We start from the raw sequence: 16,031 nt of genomic DNA on the forward strand, positions 1-16,031 counted from the left end.
TTGTTGTCCTTGCTGATCTTCCTGCCTGCCGCGGTCGCCGCGGTGCTGCTGCTGGCGCGCGTGCCCGATCGGGTGGCCCTGTGGGCCTGGCTGGTGACCGGGCTGGTCACCGTCGGCCTGAGTGTCGTCATGTGGGCGGCATACCTGCACGAGGACCGGCCCGGCCGGTTCGGGTTTACCGAGCAGGTGCGGTGGATGCCGGGTGTCGGCTCCAGCTACCACGTCGGCGTCGACGGGCTGAGCCTGCCGCTGCTGGCCCTGACCGCGGTCGTGTTCACCGCGTCGGCGGCCTACTCGCTGCGTGAGCGGCAGCGGCCCCGCTCGTACGCCGCGTTGTTCCTGGCGCTGCAGACCACCAGCCTCGGGGTGTTCGCGGCGCTGGACCTCATCGTCTTCTTCGTCTTCTTCGACCTGTCCATCGTCGGCATGTACTTCATCATCGCCGGGTGGGGACACGGCCCGCAGCGACGCCGGTCGGCGCTGATGTTCTTCCTCTACACCTTCACCGGGTCCCTCGCCCTCCTGCTGGGCTTCATCGGCCTGTATGTCGCGGCCGACCCGCACACGTTCGACATCGCCGAACTGACCGCACACCCGCCGCTGACCGGGACAGGTGTCGCCGGGCCGCTGGTGCTGGCCGCGATCACCCTCGGCCTGGCGATCAAGACCCCGACGGTGCCGTTCCACTCCTGGCTGCCGCCGGCACACACCGACGCGCCGGCAGCCGGGTCGGCGGTGCTGGCCGGCATCCTGCTGAAGATGGGCACCTTCGGGTTCGTGCGGATCGCGATGCCGCTGCTGCCCGACCAATGGCGCACATACGCCTGGGTGTTCATCGGCGTGGGCGTGGCATCGGTCCTCTACGGGGCACTGGTGGCCCTGGCCCAGGACAACTTCAAACGGCTGATCGCCTTCACCAGCGTCAACCACATGGGCTACATCCTGCTCGGGCTCGGTGCCGCCGGCCTGGCCGGCGACGCCCACACCCGGTCCGTTGCCGTCACCGGTGCCATGGTGCAGATGGTCAGCCACGGGCTGATCACCGCAGCCCTGTTCCTGCTGGCCGGTGTGCTGCTGGACCGCGGCGGCAGCTACGACCTGGGCAAGTACGGCGCCCTGGCCGGCCCGGCACCACGATTCGCCGCGCTGACGACGATCGCAGCGTTCGCCAGCCTGGGCCTGCCAGGCTTCAGTGGCTTCATCGCCGAGTTCCAGATCCTGGCCGGCAGCCTCGGCCCGGCCACCCCCGCGGCCGCGGTCGCCGCCCTGGGCATCGTGCTCACCGCGGGCCTTTTCCTGTGGGCCATCCACCGGCTCTTCCTCGGCACGCCGCGCACCCAGCCGGTCACGTTCACGGACCTGACTGCGCGCGAACTGTGGGCCATCGTGCCGCTGCTGGCCCTGTCGGTGCTGATCGGCCTCTATCCGCAATCCCTGCTCGGCGTCGTCACTCCCGCCGCGGACTACCTCATCACGCTGGTCGGCCGGTGACCGCGCACGAGGACCCGGCCGCGTTCGCACCGGAGCTGATCCTGCTCGCCGGGGCCGTCGTCACGCTGCTGACCGGCTCCTTCGTCCGCCAGCAGCGTCAGTGGGCGGCGCAGCTGGTCGCCGCGCTCGCCCTGGCCGGCTCGTTGGCCACCGGCGCCGCAGCCGGCCATCCCGGCACGACCCTGTACGCCGGCAGCTACGCCGTCGACGCCGCCACCTTCGCCGCCCGCCTCATCGTGCCCGCCGCGGCCCTGCTGATCCTGGGCCTGTCCGCCGGACGAGTGCGCGGCAGCGCCCGGGAAAGCGAATTCGCCGTCCTCGTACTGCTGGCCAGCCTCGGCACCATCCTGTTGGCCGGCAGCACCGACCTGTTGCTGCTCGCCGTCGCCTACCTGCTCGCCTCCATCCCCCTCTACGCCCTCGCCGGCTGGGCCCGCAACCCCGCCGGCGCCGAGGGCGCCCTGAAGACCTACCTGCTCGGTGTGCTACTGGGCATCGTCATGTTCGGTGGCATCGCGGTCCTGTTCGGGCTGGCCGGATCCACCTCGTATGCCGACCTCGCCCGGCACCTGCCCGGCGCGCCACCGGCGGCGCTCGCCCTCGGTGCGGTGGCCGTGCTCGCCGGCCTGCTGTTCAAGGCCGGCGCCGTCCCCGTGCACTTCTGGGTCCCCGACGCCGTGCAGGGCGCCACCACCGGCGCCGGCGCGTTCCTCACCACCGTGCCCAAGATCGGCGCGCTGCTCGCGCTCTACCGGTTCGTGCTCGTGCTGCCCGACGACACCATCAACTGGCGGCTCCTGCTGGCACTGGTCGCCGCGGCCAGCATGACCCTGGGCAACCTGGCCGCCTTCCGGCAGGACGACCCGGCCCGGCTGCTGGCCTACTCCACCATCAGCCAGGTCGGCTACCTACTCATGGTCGTCGTGGTCGCCGACCCAACCCCCGGCGCGGCGCCACAGACCGCGCTGGTCCTCTACCTGGCGGCATACGCCGCAGCCAACCTCGGCGCGTTCGCCGTCGTCGCCGCCCGGCCCCAGCTGCGGACGCTGGCCGCCTACCGGGGGCTCGCCCGCAACAGCCCGGCACTGGCCGGCGTTCTGGTGGTCTGTCTGCTTGCCCTGGTCGGCACCCCGCCCACCGGCGTGTTCACCGGCAAGCTCACCGTATTCGCCGCCACCTGGGACGGCGGCTGGGTGTGGCTGGTGGTGGTCGCCGCGATCAACACCGTCGCCAGCCTCTACTACTACCTGCGCTGGATCGCCCCCGTGTTCGCCCGCCGCGACCGAGCCCCCGCACCGACCGCCGCCGCGGCGGGCAGTCCGGCGGCGGCCCCGCACAGCCGGCCGTGGCCGGAGCGGTGCGTGGTCGCCACGGCCGTCACCGCCGGATGCCTGGCCCTGCTGATCGGCATCGCGGCCGACACCGTACTGACCCTGGGATCAACCGCTATCCGATGGTGACCAGCGCGCCCACCGGCGCCTTCGACCGGCTACCGCAGTAGCAGGCCACCGCTTTATCCCGGCGCGCGTTGTGGCGGTGAGTCAGCCGGAGGCAGACGTAGGTTGCGGCGTCAGTGTCTTGGCCATCGACCAGACGCCCAGCATCGATCTCGTCGATGTGCAGATCGCGGCGCCCTTGCCCGCGTACGCGGTCGGTGCCAGATCATCGGCTCGGCGAATCAGCGTGTATTGAAAGTTGCCGTAGCCGGCGGTGTTGCCGTTGAACTGGAACGAAGTCAGCCTTAGATGTTCCCCGGCGGCGTGGCGGCCGGTGAAATAGCGCTCGAGTCCGGATCGGTCCCGGGCGGTGGGGCCGATGCGTTGGCCCGGAGCGTCGGTGCTGTACCAGTCGAAGCCGTGTCCCTGTTGGGCCCAGAGCCGTTTCAAGGTCGGTTGGTCACCAGCGTTGAAAGCCCGCACGAACTGGCTTATCAGCTTTCGAACTGTCGTGTCCGTGCATGCCCGCTCCGGCTCGAATCGGGAGGAGTTGTGCGCCGAGGGCGACTCGGTCGAGCCACTGGCCGTACAGGCGCCGAGCATGATTGCAGCAACCGTCACAATGGCTATCGTCGGACCGCGGCATATCGGATGCACGAGTTCCAGTATGCGCCAGCCTGGGAGCGTCGAGGTGCTGCGGAGCCGGGTCCCGCGCTGATGGAGTGCGGTGCCGCTGGCCTCGTTGAGCTACGCAATAGTCGACCTGGTCCTCACAGCACATTAGCCCTGTAGGGCAACGTGAACGCGGTGACCGGGTGGGTGCTCGACCGGGCTACTGCACGTAGCTGAGCACGGCCATCATCCCGCGGTTCGCGTGGTAGGCGTTGTGGCAGTGGGTCAGCCACTGGCCGGGGTTGTCCGCGTCGAAGAACACCGACACGGTCTGCTTCGGCTTGACGATCACCGTGTCCTTGCGCGGCCCGGTCGCTCCGACTTGGAAGGTGTGGCCGTGCAGGTGCATCGGATGCCACATCATCGTCTGGTTCACGTAGTCGATCCGCACCCGCTGCCCGGCCCGGATGTTGTAGGCGGTGGCAAACGGGTCGGTTTCGTCGTAGCGCCGTCCGTTGATGCCCCAGTCGTACTTGGCCATCCCGCCGGTCAACGCGAGCGTGTGGACTTGGTCGACCGGGCGGTCGGCAAGCTGCACGGAGGAGTCGGCGGTTGCCGAGCCGGACTGGATGACCTTGCCGGTCAACTTTTTCGGCACGCTCGATATCGTCGGCCGGGTACCGCTGCCGGTTGTGAGCACGGCGAACGCGCGACCGGCCTTGCCCTCGGCCAGCGCCACGAATGGAACCGGGTGGTCGGGCACGGTGATGAGTGCGTCGATCCGTTCGCCCATCCCTAGCACCATCGCGTCCACCCGCTGATGTTTGACCGGGAAGCCGTCGGTGTGGGTCAGCGTCATCGGCACCCCGGGCAGGCCGACGCGGTAGGCGGTGTCGCCGCCGGCGTTGATCACCCGCAATCGGATGCGCTGCCCGGGCTTGGCGTTCAACGTGTCCGGGCGCATCGGGTCGCGGCCGTTGATCAGATGCACCGGGTAGGTGACGTCCCCGGCGTCGCCGCCGAGGAACGGGCTGGTCGCGCCGCCGCCGCTCATCCCCGACATGCCCGACATGCCCGACATGCTGGGCATCGTTGTCCCGGACATTCCCGACATGTCGTGGTCCATGGGCATTCCCTTGGCTAGTGGCGCGGCTTGCTTGGCCGGGGTGCGCCCATCGATGCCGTCCAGCCAGTCATCCATGACCAGGATCCACTCCTGGTCGTAGGACAGCGGCTCGTGCGGGTCCTCGATGATCAGGGCGCCATACAGGCCGCGGTCCCGCTGCAGCTCCACATGCGAGTGATACCAGTAGGTGCCCGGGTGCGCAGTCTTGAACGCGGCCGTGAACGACTTCCCCGGCTTGATCGCCGGCTGGGTCAGCCCCGGCACCCCGTCCGCGTCGTTGCGCAACGCCAGCCCGTGAAAGTGCGTCGTCGTAGCTTGGCCCAACTTGTTGCGCTGGGCGACCGACAGCGTGTCACCAACCCGGGACCGCAGCACCGGTCCGGGCAGCCGGTCACCGTACCCCCACGTGCTGACCCGCTGCCCGTCGACGCTCACCCGCATCGGGGCCGAGGTCAGCGAGGCACGCACGGTGCGGCCGCCGCCCGGCCGGGCATCCTCCACCCGTTGCACCGCACGCCCGGTCGGCGACACCCGCTTCCCCGACAGCGTCGAGCGAGCCGAACCGCTGCTGGCGGGGTCCGACCCGGACGAGCTACAGCCGGCCAGCACACCCACGCCGGCCGCCAGGCTGACGCCGAGCAGGCCACGCCGGGACAACTGCGGTGAATTCGTTTCGTCGCTCATGACACCAGCCTACATATACCCCCATAGGGTATATGCCCTGGGTTGCTCAACCCTCCGCTGATGGCACTGCTGCGATGGCGGCCCCGTGGTGGGTTTGCGACGCAGGAAGCTGATGCGGTCACTTGGCCGGCTTCATCTCGTCCTCGACCACCCATTTGTGGTTTTTCATCGTCATCCCACCGGCGGTGTAGTCAACGACGTACACGGTCTGGTCGGTGGAACTGGCGACGGTGCCGTGCGCGCCCTTCATCCCCTCCATGTGGTCTGTGGTGAGGACGACTTTCGCCCCGTCGGCGAGCCGCTTGCTGCCGGCGTCCTGAATTTCCTGCTGGACCACCCACTTGTGGTCCTTGACCATGGAGCCGCCGGTGGCCGGGGTGTAGTTGACCGCGTAGGTGAACGTGGCGTAAGCGCCGACAACAGTGGCCCGAGCACCGTCCATGCCTCCCATGTGGTCGGCCGTCAGGATCACCGTACTACCCACTGCGTATTTGGGGTCGGCTGCCCGCTTCATCCCCGCCGGGACGGGACTGCCATCGCCGTGATCCATCGGCATCGAGGACGAGGTTGTCGACGGCGCGGACGACGACGCACCCATCGACATACCGTCCATCGCGGAACTGGACGTGTGATGACGGCCATCGGAACTAGCCGATGACGATGAGTTCGAGGAGCAGCCGGCCACCCCGGTCAAACTGGCGACGGCAGCAACGGTCACTAGGACACGGGCACGGCGAGTGCGGAACAACGAGTTTCTCCTTGATGGATCGGTATCTGCTGGCGCGAGCGGCACAGAACCGGCTGGTATGCGGCCGCGTCCGGAAGGCTTGCAGCCATCGGCGTTTTTCGGGCGCCCGACGTACTCCTGCAGTGAACGTCAGTTGTCGTGCATCGTGTGCCCACCTGCGGACCAAGAATGCCCGTGCGATGTTGTGATCAGACCGGCTGAACCCTGAAGAAACGATCAAGAAACCGCCACCAGCCGGCGTCCGGCTGCTGCGTGGGCGAGTCAGCGGTGATGATGGAGGCATGGTCGATGCTGCCCGGACGGTGCTCGTGGTTGAGGACGAAAAGGATTTGGCCACCATGGTCGGTTCCTACTTGGAACGCGCCGGGTACACCGCACCACTGGTGCACACCGGCCCGGACGCGATCGACGCCGCCCACGCCGTGAACCCGGACGTCATCATCCTGGACCTTGGACTTCCCGGCCTCGACGGCGTCGAGGTGTGCCGGCGGCTGCGAACCTTCACCGACTGCTACATCCTGATGCTCACCGCCCGCGCCGAGGAGGTGGACACCATCATCGGGCTCTCCGTTGGCGCCGACGACTACCTCACCAAACCATTCCGCCCGCGGGAACTGGTCGCTCGGGTGCAGGCCATGCTGCGCCGCCCCCGGCAACCGGCGGGGTCGGATGCGCAGTTACGAACCTTCGGAACATTGACAGTGGACCCGATTGGCCGCCGAGTCACCCTGTCCGCGCAGCCCATCGTGCTGACCCGCACCGAGTTCGACATCCTTGACCTGCTGACGGCCTCTCCCGCAGTGGCGTTCCCGCGCCGTCGGATCATCGACGAAGTCTGGGACCCGGCCTGGGTCGGCGACGAGCATGTCGTCGACGTCCACATCGCACACCTGCGCAGCAAACTCGGCGACGACCCCTCCAGCCCTCGGTACATCGACACCGTGCGCGGGGTCGGCTACCGCATGGTCGCATCATGAAACGACCTACGACGCGAGGTGCAGGCCCCGGCATCGCGACACGGCTGCTGCTCGCGCAAGGCCTGGTCGTGGTATGCGGCGCGCTCACCGCGGCCGGGGTCGCCGCGATCGTCGGGCCGCCCCTGTTCCATCACCATCTGCTGATGGCCGGAATGAAACCAAACACCCCGGAACTGACGCACATCGAGCGGGCCTACACCAGTGCCAATTCGATCGCGCTCGGCACCGCCGTCCTCATCGCACTGATCGCCGCGATCGCCGTCACCTGGTATCTGTCACGTCGGCTGACCCGCCCGGTCGTGCGCCTGGCCGCCGCCGCCGAACGCCTCTTCGACGGTGACTACACCGCCCGCGCGCAGCCCTCCCGTGCCGGACCAGAACTGGCCAGCCTCACCAACACCTTCAATCAGGTTGCCGAGCGTCTGCAGCACATTGAAGCCACCCGGCACCGGCTGCTGACCGATCTCGCCCACGAGTTACGGACCCCGATCGCGACCCTCGAGGCCTACCTCGACGGACTTGACGACGGCATCACCACGTGGGGCCCGGAACCACAGCGTGTTTTCCGGGATCAGACCACCCGCCTGCACCGCCTCGCCGAGGACCTCAATGACGTCTCACGCGCCGAGGAAGGCGAACTTGGGCTGGTTCTTGACCGCACACCCGTTCAACGCGTCGTCCACGCGGCGATCGAGAGCTTGCGACCTAAGTACGCCGGCAAAGGCGTCCAGCTACAGGTCACTGCCTGCGGGTCCACCGCTGAGGCCTTCCTGGACCCCCAGCGCCTCGGCCAGGCACTGACGAACGTGCTCACCAACGCATTGCGTCACACCCCGTCCGGGGGCGCCGTCACCGTCGACACCACCACCGACACACAATCGATTCGTCTCACCGTGACCGATACCGGGGACGGCATCCACGCCGACCAACTGCCGCACATCTTCGAGCGGTTCTACCGCGGGAACCTCGCCCGGGACCGCGACCGCGCCGGCAGCGGGATCGGGCTGACCATCTCTCGGGCGATCGTGCACGCCCACCACGGAACTCTCACTGTCGACAGCGCCGGCCCGGGCACCGGCGCACGGTTCACGTTCTCCCTGCCCCGCAGCTCTGCCACCACTGTCGCCGTTGATTCGCCTGACGCCACTTGATGGCGGGCGTTCGAAGGTGTCCGTCCGAGCTCGCCTCATCGCGTCGCGGCAGCGACGCATATGGGTAGGCCGACCGAGAACTGGTCCGGCGTAGCGCCCCGCAGCGTTGCGTCCTGAGTCGGTCGATCACCAAGGTGATGAAAGCTGATCCATCTGGGCATCAATCGGTCCGCACGGCGCGGACGTCGTCGATATCGAGACGACGGGCACTTCCGCTTGGCCCCGGTTTGCAACGGGTTCCACCAAGGCCTTCGCGTCCGGCGCCCAATCGCCAGCGGACCGTAACCCTGCCTGCCGGTTCGGCTCTCCTCGGCTAGGAGATGCCGCGTGCACGCAACCAGGGCAACGGATCGATCGCCGCGCCGCCGATGTGGATCTCCAAGTGCAGGTGCGGCCCAGTGGAATGGCCGGTGTTCCCCGAGTAGGCGACGACTTGGCCCGCGGACACCCGGGTTCCTGTTGTCACCAGCTGTCGGGACAGATGCGCGTAGACGGCGCTGGCGCCGTTGCCGAAGTCGATCGCTACGCGCAGGCCCTCTCCGCCGTTCCATCCCGCGGCGGAGACCATACCGTCGTGCAGTGCTCGCACCGGCGTGCCGCTGGGTGCGGCGAAGTCGTCCCCTTGGTGATACGTCGAACCGACACCGCCGGGGGAAACGCGGGAGCCGTACCCGGAGGTGAACGTTGCGCCACAGGTGGCGATCGCGCACACCCATACCGCCGCGGGGCGACTAGTGCTGCTGGTTGTCGTGGGGTTACGTGCGGGCTGCTGAGTTGCGGTGTCGTGTGTCGACGTTGACCTGGCGGTGGTCGGACGCGGCCTGCTTGTCCTGCTTGGCGTGGCGCGAGTCTGATCCCGGGACGCGGCCCCGTCCCGTGTTGCCTCTGCGATGGGAGCCCTCGAGGTGGACCGATCGACGCCCGACGTACTGTCTCGCGCGGGTGCGATCCTGACCACGGGTTGATCTCCTGCAGCGGCCGCGTGATTCCCGCTCGGGGCAATCAGGCCAAGCGGCGCAGCACTCGCAGCGACGCCGGCAGCCACTGCGGACGCAGTCGCCGCGACAACGACCGGTAGGGCGACCTTGTGCCGGGCAAGTATGGTGCGCTTCGGAGTTCGGTGCCGTCCCACCGGGGGTTGCGGGCGGTGGCGCCCTGCGTAGCGACTCAACGATTTCTACCTCAGCCGACGAACGTGGGCCGGGTAGCCACACCGGGAGAAGGTTACCGACCACTGACTGGCCGCCCTACATCGGCCAGGCCGGGCAACGATGTGTCAGCTGCAAGAGTCGCGAGGTCGGCGGCAACATGGTCGGATCGGCGCCTGGCAAGGTGCTGCTAATTGAACATGACCAGTGGGACCAGTGGGCCCTTGTGTCTTCGCGTATGAGTCGGTGATGGTGATCGGCTGCGCGCTTCGATGGTCCAGTCGTGTGATCGTTCGGATTCGCGATTGTCGATGACGACGAGGCAATCAGCCGGACCCGGAGATCGGCGTGTCACCGCGTCGGCTCGGACACTTTGACGGCATCGGGAAGTCCAATGGCCTTCTGACTTCACAGCTCCCGGCACCTGGTCCGGATGATCGGTATCATCGAGCAACAAGGAAGCCGAGCCCGGTTGGAAGCCGGTCGCGTTAGATGCTTCTACGGTGGGAGACTTGGTGTTCGAACTCGCAACGCCCGAGAAGGTTCGTGCCGCCGCTTGGATGAGGATCGACCGTACCGACCAGAACTTGGTCTTGACCATCACGGGCATCGCCGGGCTGGTTGTCGCCGTGGTCATGGCTGTCTTCGGTCTGCCACCGGTCGACATTCACAGCCCGTTTCATTACATGGGCGTTATGGATCCGCTGTGCGGCGGCACCAGGGCAGCGCGACTGACGGCCCAAGGCAATTGGGGAGCGGCGTGGCGGTATAACCCACTCGGAATTCTGGCGACAGTAGCGGCCGCCTTGGCTCTGGTGCGGCTTCTCATCGGTGTGGCGACGCACCGCTGGATCAGTGTTCGTTTCGTCTGGTCGCCAAGGCGTCAACGTGTCGCCTACGCCATCGTGATCGCGGCGATGGTTGCCCTGGAGGTCCGGCAGCAGGGTCGTGCAGACCTCCTTATGCAGCGCCATTGAGCCCGCCACGGTCGCCGACGAAAGTTGACAGCCCGCGCGGGCGCGAGGGCCGAAACAGTCACAGCACGGGGTGGTGCGCAAACGTCGGGTGAGGGTGTGCCAGCTGACGCGCCGAGGCATGCGATTCGGTCTGCGTCACATGCCCGAGTAGTTGTGCATTCCCGCGAAGGTGGAGGAGAGGTTCACCAGGGTGAAGTTGGCGACGACGGCGAGGTATCCGGCCAAGGCGATGTAGGTGGCGCGCTTGGATTGCCAGCCGGCGGTGGCGCGGGCGTGCAGGTGTGAGGCGAACACGATCCAGACGATGAAGGTCCACACCTCCTTGGGGTCCCACTGCCAGTAGGCACCCCAGGCTTCCTGTGCCCAGATGGCCCCGGTGATGAGGGTGAAGGTCCACAGGATGAAGCCGACGATGTTCATGCCGTACGCGGCACGTTCCAGGGTCTCGGCGTCGGGGATGGCGGCGAGCATCCGGTGTCCGGTCATCGTCGGGTTGCTGCTGCGACGGCGCTGGGCCAGTTGCAGCAGGGACAGCGGGAAGGCGATGGTGAAGAACCCGACGGCGCAGATGGCGATCGTGACGTGGATGCCGAGCCAGTAGCTGTGCAAAGCGGGCAAGAGTTGTTCGGCGCCGGTGTAGAAGAGCAGCACGGCGGCCATCAGAGCGGCCAGGATGAGACCGGTGACGAAAGCGCCGAGCCACTCCCAGTGCCGACGCTGGACCAGAGACGCGTACACGGTGGCTGCGGCCGCGCAGGCGGCGGTGGTGAACTCGTACATGTTGCCAGTCGGCGGTCGCATCACGGAGATTCCGCGCAGCACGACCGCGGCCAGCAGGCACGCCGCGCCCAGATAGGTCAGGTTGACCGCGATGGCGGCTACCTGGCGGGCGCGCCGGGAGTCGCCGCGCCCGCCGGCCGGTGCGGTGACCGGTGGGGTGTCGCTGATCACTCTGGCGGGTCCGTCGGTGGAGGGCTGAGGGCCTGCGCCAGCGGCGACCGGCGTGCGGGTATCCACCAGCGCGGCCGGGGCCGTGGGTAGCGGCCTACTGCGGGCGGCAAGGTAGAGCGCGAAACAGATGAAGGTGGCGGCGAACAGACCCATCGCCGTGTAGACGGCGAGGTTGGCGTAGGGGGCAAGGGCGGGGTGGATCATTCCGGTCTCCTGTCGGCGGATGCTTGCTTGGTGAGGCCTTCGATCTGGGTGGACAGCTGTTGCACTACGGCGGTCAGGGTGGGGTCGGTGCCCTTGGCCAGGGCACCGATGGTCACCACGGCGTGGCCCGCGCCCCCGGCGCGCGGGTCGGGCGTGCTGACGCGGATGAAGACGCGGCGCCGCTTGACCAGTAGTGAGGTGATCAGTCCGGCGACCGCTGCCAGTGCGGCCAGCAGGGTGAGCGTTTTGCCGGGGGTGTGGCGCACCGACAGGCCGGCCCAGCGCACGACCCGGTCCATGCTGATGGAGCCGCGGCCGCCGGGCAGCTGAACTGTCTGCCCGGGTGACAGACGGATCAACAACGGCTTCCCGGCGGGTTTGGTCAGCCGCTTCATCTGGCTGGTGTTCAGCGTGTAGACGGACTGTGGTGCGTTGCCGGGAAACAGGTTCCCGGCCCACACCGACGCGACCAGGACTGGGTTGCGCAGGCCGGGAAACAGGGAGGTGGGTCCGCGCGCGAAGCTGCGGTCGGCAGTGGGGAGGAACAACGCGTCCAGCCCGAGCTGGTCGGGTGCGGCAGTGGTGACTTTCACGACGCCGGTGGACAGGTAGTTGCCGTCCTGCGGCAGGAACGGGGTGGCCTGCTGATAGACGATCGCGCCTTTGGCGTCGCGGACGGTGAGCACCGGTGCGTACCCGTTGCCCAGCAGGAACACTTGCGCGCCGTCGATTTGTAGCGGGCTGTTGACCTCGATCTGCGCCCTCCGGGGCCGGCCGGTGCCGGTGTCTACGGTGGCGTCGGTCAGGAACGTGCGGGGTTGCCCGAATTGGCTGCTGCTGGCGTTGTCCTCGAAGGTGACGTTCATCTTGGTGACCGTCAGGTTGAACGAGGGCAGGTCGGCCGGGTCGACCAGCGGTCCGGCGCTGAAGGTGTCCAGCGAGCCCAGCGTGGTGGAGAAGCCGCTGCCTTCGGGGACGATGACGTCGGCGCGCCAGCTCCACAGGTGGCCGATCGCCACCCCCACGATGACCAGGCACAGGCCGACGTGGAACACGAGGTTGCCGGTCTCGCGCAGGTAGCCGCGTTCCGCGGACAGCGTCGCCGGGTCGTGGGCGTGCACGCGGAACCGGCCACGGACCCGTCCCAGCATCCCGGGCCGGCCGCGCAATGCCTGGTGGGCCGCCCGCAGGGCCTGCTCGGCCGACACGTCGGTGACGAGTTGGGTGTGTGCCGGCAGGCGATCCAGGCGGCGCGGTGGCTTCGGTGGCCGGGAGACCATGGCTCGCAGGTGGACACGGGTGCGAGGCAGAATGCAGCCGATCAGTGAGACGAACAGCAGCAGGTAGACGGCCGAGAACCAGGGGGAGGCGTAGACGTCGAAGAAGCCGAGCCGGTCCAGCCACGGTCCACTGCCCTGGTGGGCGGCCAGGTACCGGGCGACCTTCCCGGCGTCGATGTTGCGCTGGGGAAACACCGACCCGGGCACCGCGGCCACCGCCAGCAGCAGCAGCAGGAACAGCGCGGTGCGCATGCTGGTCAGGTTGCGCCAGACCCACCGGCCCCAGCCCAGGGGCCTGAGGCGGGGTTGGCGTATATCGCGGGCGCGTGGCTTCGTGCGGGTGGGTGTGGCAGCCATTTACAGCACCGTCTGGAATTGGGACACCAGCCGAGACTGGAGCCAGGTGATCGCGACTCCCCAGACACCGGTCACCATCAGCGTCCCAACTAGCGCCAGCACCAGGCCGCCGGTGACCTGGATGGGGCGGTGATGCCGGCGCAGCCATCCGCTGACCCGGCCGGCGCGCCGGTAGGCGCCCGCCATTGCGATGAACGGGATCCCGAGCCCGGCACAGTATGCCGCCGCCAGGGTGGCGCCGCGGGCGACACTATGGGTTTGCGCGGACAGGGGGGCAGCCATCGCGAGGATCGCGGCCAGCGCCGGCCCCTGACACGGGCTCCACCCGAGACCGAACACTGCACCCAACACTGGCGCGCCGGCCAGCCCGGCGGCCGGCCGCCAGGACGGGGCGCGGGCAAACCGATTGCCGACGCCCAGGAACAGCACGGCCATCACCAGCACCAGCGCCCCGCCGATCCGTAGCAGCAGCGGCTGCTGAGCCTGCAGCCGCAAGCTCAGCGCGGAAATCGCCACGGCGGTCACCAGGTACACCGTGGAGAAACCGGCGACGAACAACACCGCTCCCAGCAACATCGGCGACCGGCGACGCCGCTCCAGCGCGACATCGGACAACCCAGTGATGTAGCCCAGGAACCCGGGCACCAGCGGCAGCACACACGGGGACGCGAACGAGACCAGTCCGGCCAGCACCGCCACCACCAACGCCAGCGCGAACGGTCCAGCTGCCAGTTGATGGATCACCGGGTACTCGCGGCCGGGGTGCGGGCAATGACGTCCTGCACGAGCCCGACCAGTGTCGTTGCGTCAACCGGGCCCAGCACCCGTGCCGCGATCCGGCCCTGCTGGTCCAGCACCAGGGTGGTCGGGGTCGCTGGTGCCATCCCATGCAATGCCAGCAGCGACTTGCCGCCCTCGTACGCCAGCGACGGGTACGGGATCTTATGCGCGGTCACAAACGACTGTGCCGAGGCTGGGGACTCCTTGATATCCACACCGACGAACGACACTGCTGGCCGGGCGCCCCGCAGTCGCGTGTAGGCCTTCTTCAACTCCGGGGTTTCCTGGATGCATGGTGGGCACCAGGAGCCCCATACGTTGACCACGACACCTCCGGTGTGGCCGGCCAGCGACCAGGTGCTGCCGGCGATGGTCGCCCCGGCCAACATCACCGGTTTCCCGCGATCGGCGGTGCGGATTTGGGCGACGGTTCCGTCGCCGGCGACGTACCCCTTCTGGTCACCGTTTTGCGCCTGCGCGGCGACCGAGTCCGGGTTGGTGGCACCGCAGCCAGTCACCGAGGCTGCCGTCGCAGCAACGCCGAGCACGCCCAGCAGCAGGTGCCGCCTGGGCACAACGGATCGATTCACGCCGAGCGCCGCTCGGAAGCATGGTGCAACGACCGGTCCCGGGTGTAGAGCCACCCGATGCAGCCCACCCCGGCCAGGGCGAGCACGAACGCCACCAGTTGTGTGCCGGTCATGCCCCACACCGGTCGTTCGTCGACGGCCCGAGTGGCGTCGATCAGCAGCCGTTGGGTGGCGTATCCGACCACGAATAGCGCGAACACGGCACCGCGCGGGTGCGGACAACGGGTCAGCAGCCACCACAAGAAGATGCTCAACGCCAGTGCACCGACCAGGTCATACGCCGGAGTCAGGTGGTAGCTGCATCCGGCGAAAAACCGGCCAACATCCCGGCAGGATTCGCCGGTCCCGGGCGCTCGGGCGGGGCTCGGGCCAAATCCAGGTGCCAACTGGCCACCCAGTGGTACCCGGTAGGCCAGCGCGAACTCCGACGTGGTTGGTTTGCCCAGGTGATCGGTGAGCAGCAGGTCGCCAATACGCCCGATGCCGATGGCCAAGGCGATCGCCGGCGCCGCGACATCCAATATCAGCCGCAACGGCAGGCGGCTGTGCCGCAGCACCAGGAGCGCCACCAGGATCGCGCCGATCAGGCCGCCGAACAGAGCCAGACCGCCGTTCCAGATCTGCAATACCTCGCCCAGTGAGCTGAACTGTCCCGGATGGGACAGCACGAAGTCCGCCCGCGCTCCCACGATCCCAGCGGGGATCGCCCACAGCACCGCCCGCTCTATCGGCTCGGTCGGCAGTCCGTACCGGCCAGCCAGCCGGCGCAGGAACCAATATCCGGCGACGATGCCGACTGCGGCCAGAATGCCGTGCGGGGAAACACCGAAAATGCTCGGGACGGGCCGGTAACCGATGCCCACAGCAGGATCCAGGGATGGCGCGCTCACCGTGTCACGCCTTCGGCTCCGCGCGACCGGCCAGGATTGCCCCGGCGAATGCGAACACCGCACCCGTCGGATATCCGACGGTCAGGTCGGTCCACCCCGAGGGGTTACCGGCCATGTGCATCACCGCATGAACAGCCGCGATGACGAGCCCGATGAGCATCAGCGCCTGCCCGAGACGCACCAGTCGTCGGTGGCGTCGCCACCGGGCCTCCAGCGGCCGCGGGTCAGGTGAGGTTTCGGGCATCAAGAATCGCTCCAGGTGGGAAGGGTTTGGTCATCGCCGGGCGGTCGGCGCGTGGGGCGGGCGCAGACTCGGCGGCGCTACGTCGGGTCCGGGGACCCCTCGCGCTCAGCTTTTGTTGACGTGAACGGGGTTACCGGGGGGCGGGTGGCCGCCGACCTGGACCTTCCGCAGCTGCGCGACCTCGGCGCGCAACTTGGCCATCTCCTGCCTGGACGCCTGATCCTGTTCGCGGTTCGGCGGCTGCGCCGGGCGCATCATCAACCACATCATCAAGCCCATCGCGAGGGGGCATGCCAAGACCGGCAGGACGTACAACCAGTTCATCGTCAGGGCCTCCAGGAAGTCGTCACTGTCAGCACCATACACGAATCACCTAAGTAATTTA

At 68.2% G+C, this 16,031-nt stretch carries 16 protein-coding genes; 5 read left to right on the forward strand and 11 right to left on the reverse strand.

Features of this window, described 5'->3' with window-relative positions; translation table 11 throughout:
• A complete protein-coding gene (locus tag ACZ50J_RS11240; protein WP_464297303.1) occupies positions 1-1,491 on the forward strand; it encodes a complex I subunit 4 family protein in 1,491 nt (496 codons plus the stop codon).
• Positions 1,488-2,951, forward strand: coding sequence for an NADH-quinone oxidoreductase subunit N (locus ACZ50J_RS11245; protein WP_464297304.1), 1,464 nt, complete (start codon positions 1,488-1,490; stop codon positions 2,949-2,951). Before ACZ50J_RS11240 ends, ACZ50J_RS11245 begins: the two co-directional genes overlap by 4 nt.
• Positions 2,952-3,032: 81 nt before the next feature.
• Here ACZ50J_RS11245 and ACZ50J_RS11250 read toward each other — a convergent pair whose 3' ends face one another.
• The 3 genes from ACZ50J_RS11250 to ACZ50J_RS11260 form a co-directional block, all read right to left on the reverse strand.
• A complete protein-coding gene (locus ACZ50J_RS11250; RefSeq protein WP_464297305.1) occupies positions 3,033-3,377 on the reverse strand; it encodes a hypothetical protein in 345 nt (114 codons plus the stop codon).
• A 382-nt stretch (positions 3,378-3,759) separates the two neighbouring features.
• Positions 3,760-5,349 (reverse strand): multicopper oxidase family protein, encoded by a 1,590-nt coding sequence (locus ACZ50J_RS11255; protein ID WP_464297306.1) that lies wholly within the window; start codon positions 5,347-5,349, stop codon positions 3,760-3,762.
• 118 nt (positions 5,350-5,467) lie between these two features.
• The gene (locus ACZ50J_RS11260; protein ID WP_464297307.1) at positions 5,468-5,905 is read right to left on the reverse strand and encodes a YdhK family protein; all 438 of its coding nucleotides are present in this window, start codon (positions 5,903-5,905) and stop codon (positions 5,468-5,470) included.
• Positions 5,906-6,378: 473 nt separating this feature from the next.
• Between ACZ50J_RS11260 and ACZ50J_RS11265 the strand changes: the two genes are divergently transcribed.
• Positions 6,379-7,074, forward strand: a complete 696-nt coding sequence (locus ACZ50J_RS11265; RefSeq protein WP_464297308.1) for a response regulator — start codon at positions 6,379-6,381, stop codon at positions 7,072-7,074.
• Positions 7,071-8,225, forward strand: coding sequence for a sensor histidine kinase (locus ACZ50J_RS11270; RefSeq protein ID WP_464297309.1), 1,155 nt, complete (start codon positions 7,071-7,073; stop codon positions 8,223-8,225). The genes ACZ50J_RS11265 and ACZ50J_RS11270 overlap by 4 nt, the downstream gene beginning before the upstream one ends.
• Positions 8,226-8,538: 313 nt before the next feature.
• Here ACZ50J_RS11270 and ACZ50J_RS11275 read toward each other — a convergent pair whose 3' ends face one another.
• Complete coding sequence (locus ACZ50J_RS11275; protein ID WP_464297310.1) at positions 8,539-8,937, reverse strand: M23 family metallopeptidase; 399 nt, start codon at positions 8,935-8,937, stop codon at positions 8,539-8,541.
• A 951-nt stretch (positions 8,938-9,888) separates the two neighbouring features.
• Here ACZ50J_RS11275 and ACZ50J_RS11280 point away from each other — a divergent pair.
• Positions 9,889-10,350 carry a DUF2752 domain-containing protein gene (locus tag ACZ50J_RS11280; RefSeq protein WP_464301343.1) on the forward strand — a complete coding sequence of 154 codons (462 nt, stop codon included), beginning with the start codon at positions 9,889-9,891 and terminating at the stop codon, positions 10,348-10,350.
• Between the two features lie 135 nt (positions 10,351-10,485).
• Here ACZ50J_RS11280 and ccsB read toward each other — a convergent pair whose 3' ends face one another.
• The 7 genes from ccsB to ACZ50J_RS11315 all read right to left on the reverse strand — a co-directional run bounded on the left by ccsB (position 10,486) and on the right by ACZ50J_RS11315 (position 16,012).
• Complete coding sequence (gene ccsB, locus ACZ50J_RS11285) at positions 10,486-11,505, reverse strand: c-type cytochrome biogenesis protein CcsB (RefSeq protein ID WP_464297311.1); 1,020 nt, start codon at positions 11,503-11,505, stop codon at positions 10,486-10,488.
• Positions 11,502-13,037 carry a cytochrome c biogenesis protein ResB gene (resB, locus tag ACZ50J_RS11290; RefSeq protein ID WP_464297312.1) on the reverse strand — a complete coding sequence of 512 codons (1,536 nt, stop codon included), beginning with the start codon at positions 13,035-13,037 and terminating at the stop codon, positions 11,502-11,504. The genes ccsB and resB overlap by 4 nt, the downstream gene beginning before the upstream one ends.
• A gap of 105 nt (positions 13,038-13,142) precedes the next feature.
• Positions 13,143-13,886 (reverse strand): cytochrome c biogenesis CcdA family protein, encoded by a 744-nt coding sequence (locus ACZ50J_RS11295; RefSeq protein ID WP_464297313.1) that lies wholly within the window; start codon positions 13,884-13,886, stop codon positions 13,143-13,145.
• Complete coding sequence (locus ACZ50J_RS11300) at positions 13,883-14,512, reverse strand: TlpA family protein disulfide reductase (RefSeq protein WP_464297314.1); 630 nt, start codon at positions 14,510-14,512, stop codon at positions 13,883-13,885. The genes ACZ50J_RS11295 and ACZ50J_RS11300 overlap by 4 nt, the downstream gene beginning before the upstream one ends.
• Entirely contained in the window at positions 14,509-15,402 is an 894-nt protein-coding gene (locus tag ACZ50J_RS11305) for a prolipoprotein diacylglyceryl transferase (RefSeq protein WP_464297315.1), read from the reverse strand. The genes ACZ50J_RS11300 and ACZ50J_RS11305 overlap by 4 nt, the downstream gene beginning before the upstream one ends.
• A 4-nt stretch (positions 15,403-15,406) precedes the next feature.
• Positions 15,407-15,646, reverse strand: a complete 240-nt coding sequence (locus ACZ50J_RS11310; RefSeq protein ID WP_464297316.1) for a hypothetical protein — start codon at positions 15,644-15,646, stop codon at positions 15,407-15,409.
• Positions 15,647-15,751: 105 nt separating this feature from the next.
• On the reverse strand, positions 15,752-16,012 hold the full coding sequence (locus ACZ50J_RS11315; RefSeq protein WP_464297317.1) for a hypothetical protein: 261 nt from the start codon (positions 16,010-16,012) through the stop codon (positions 15,752-15,754).
• Between the last annotated feature and the right edge of the window lie 19 nt (positions 16,013-16,031).

Source organism: Flexivirga sp. G2 (genome assembly GCF_055397625.1).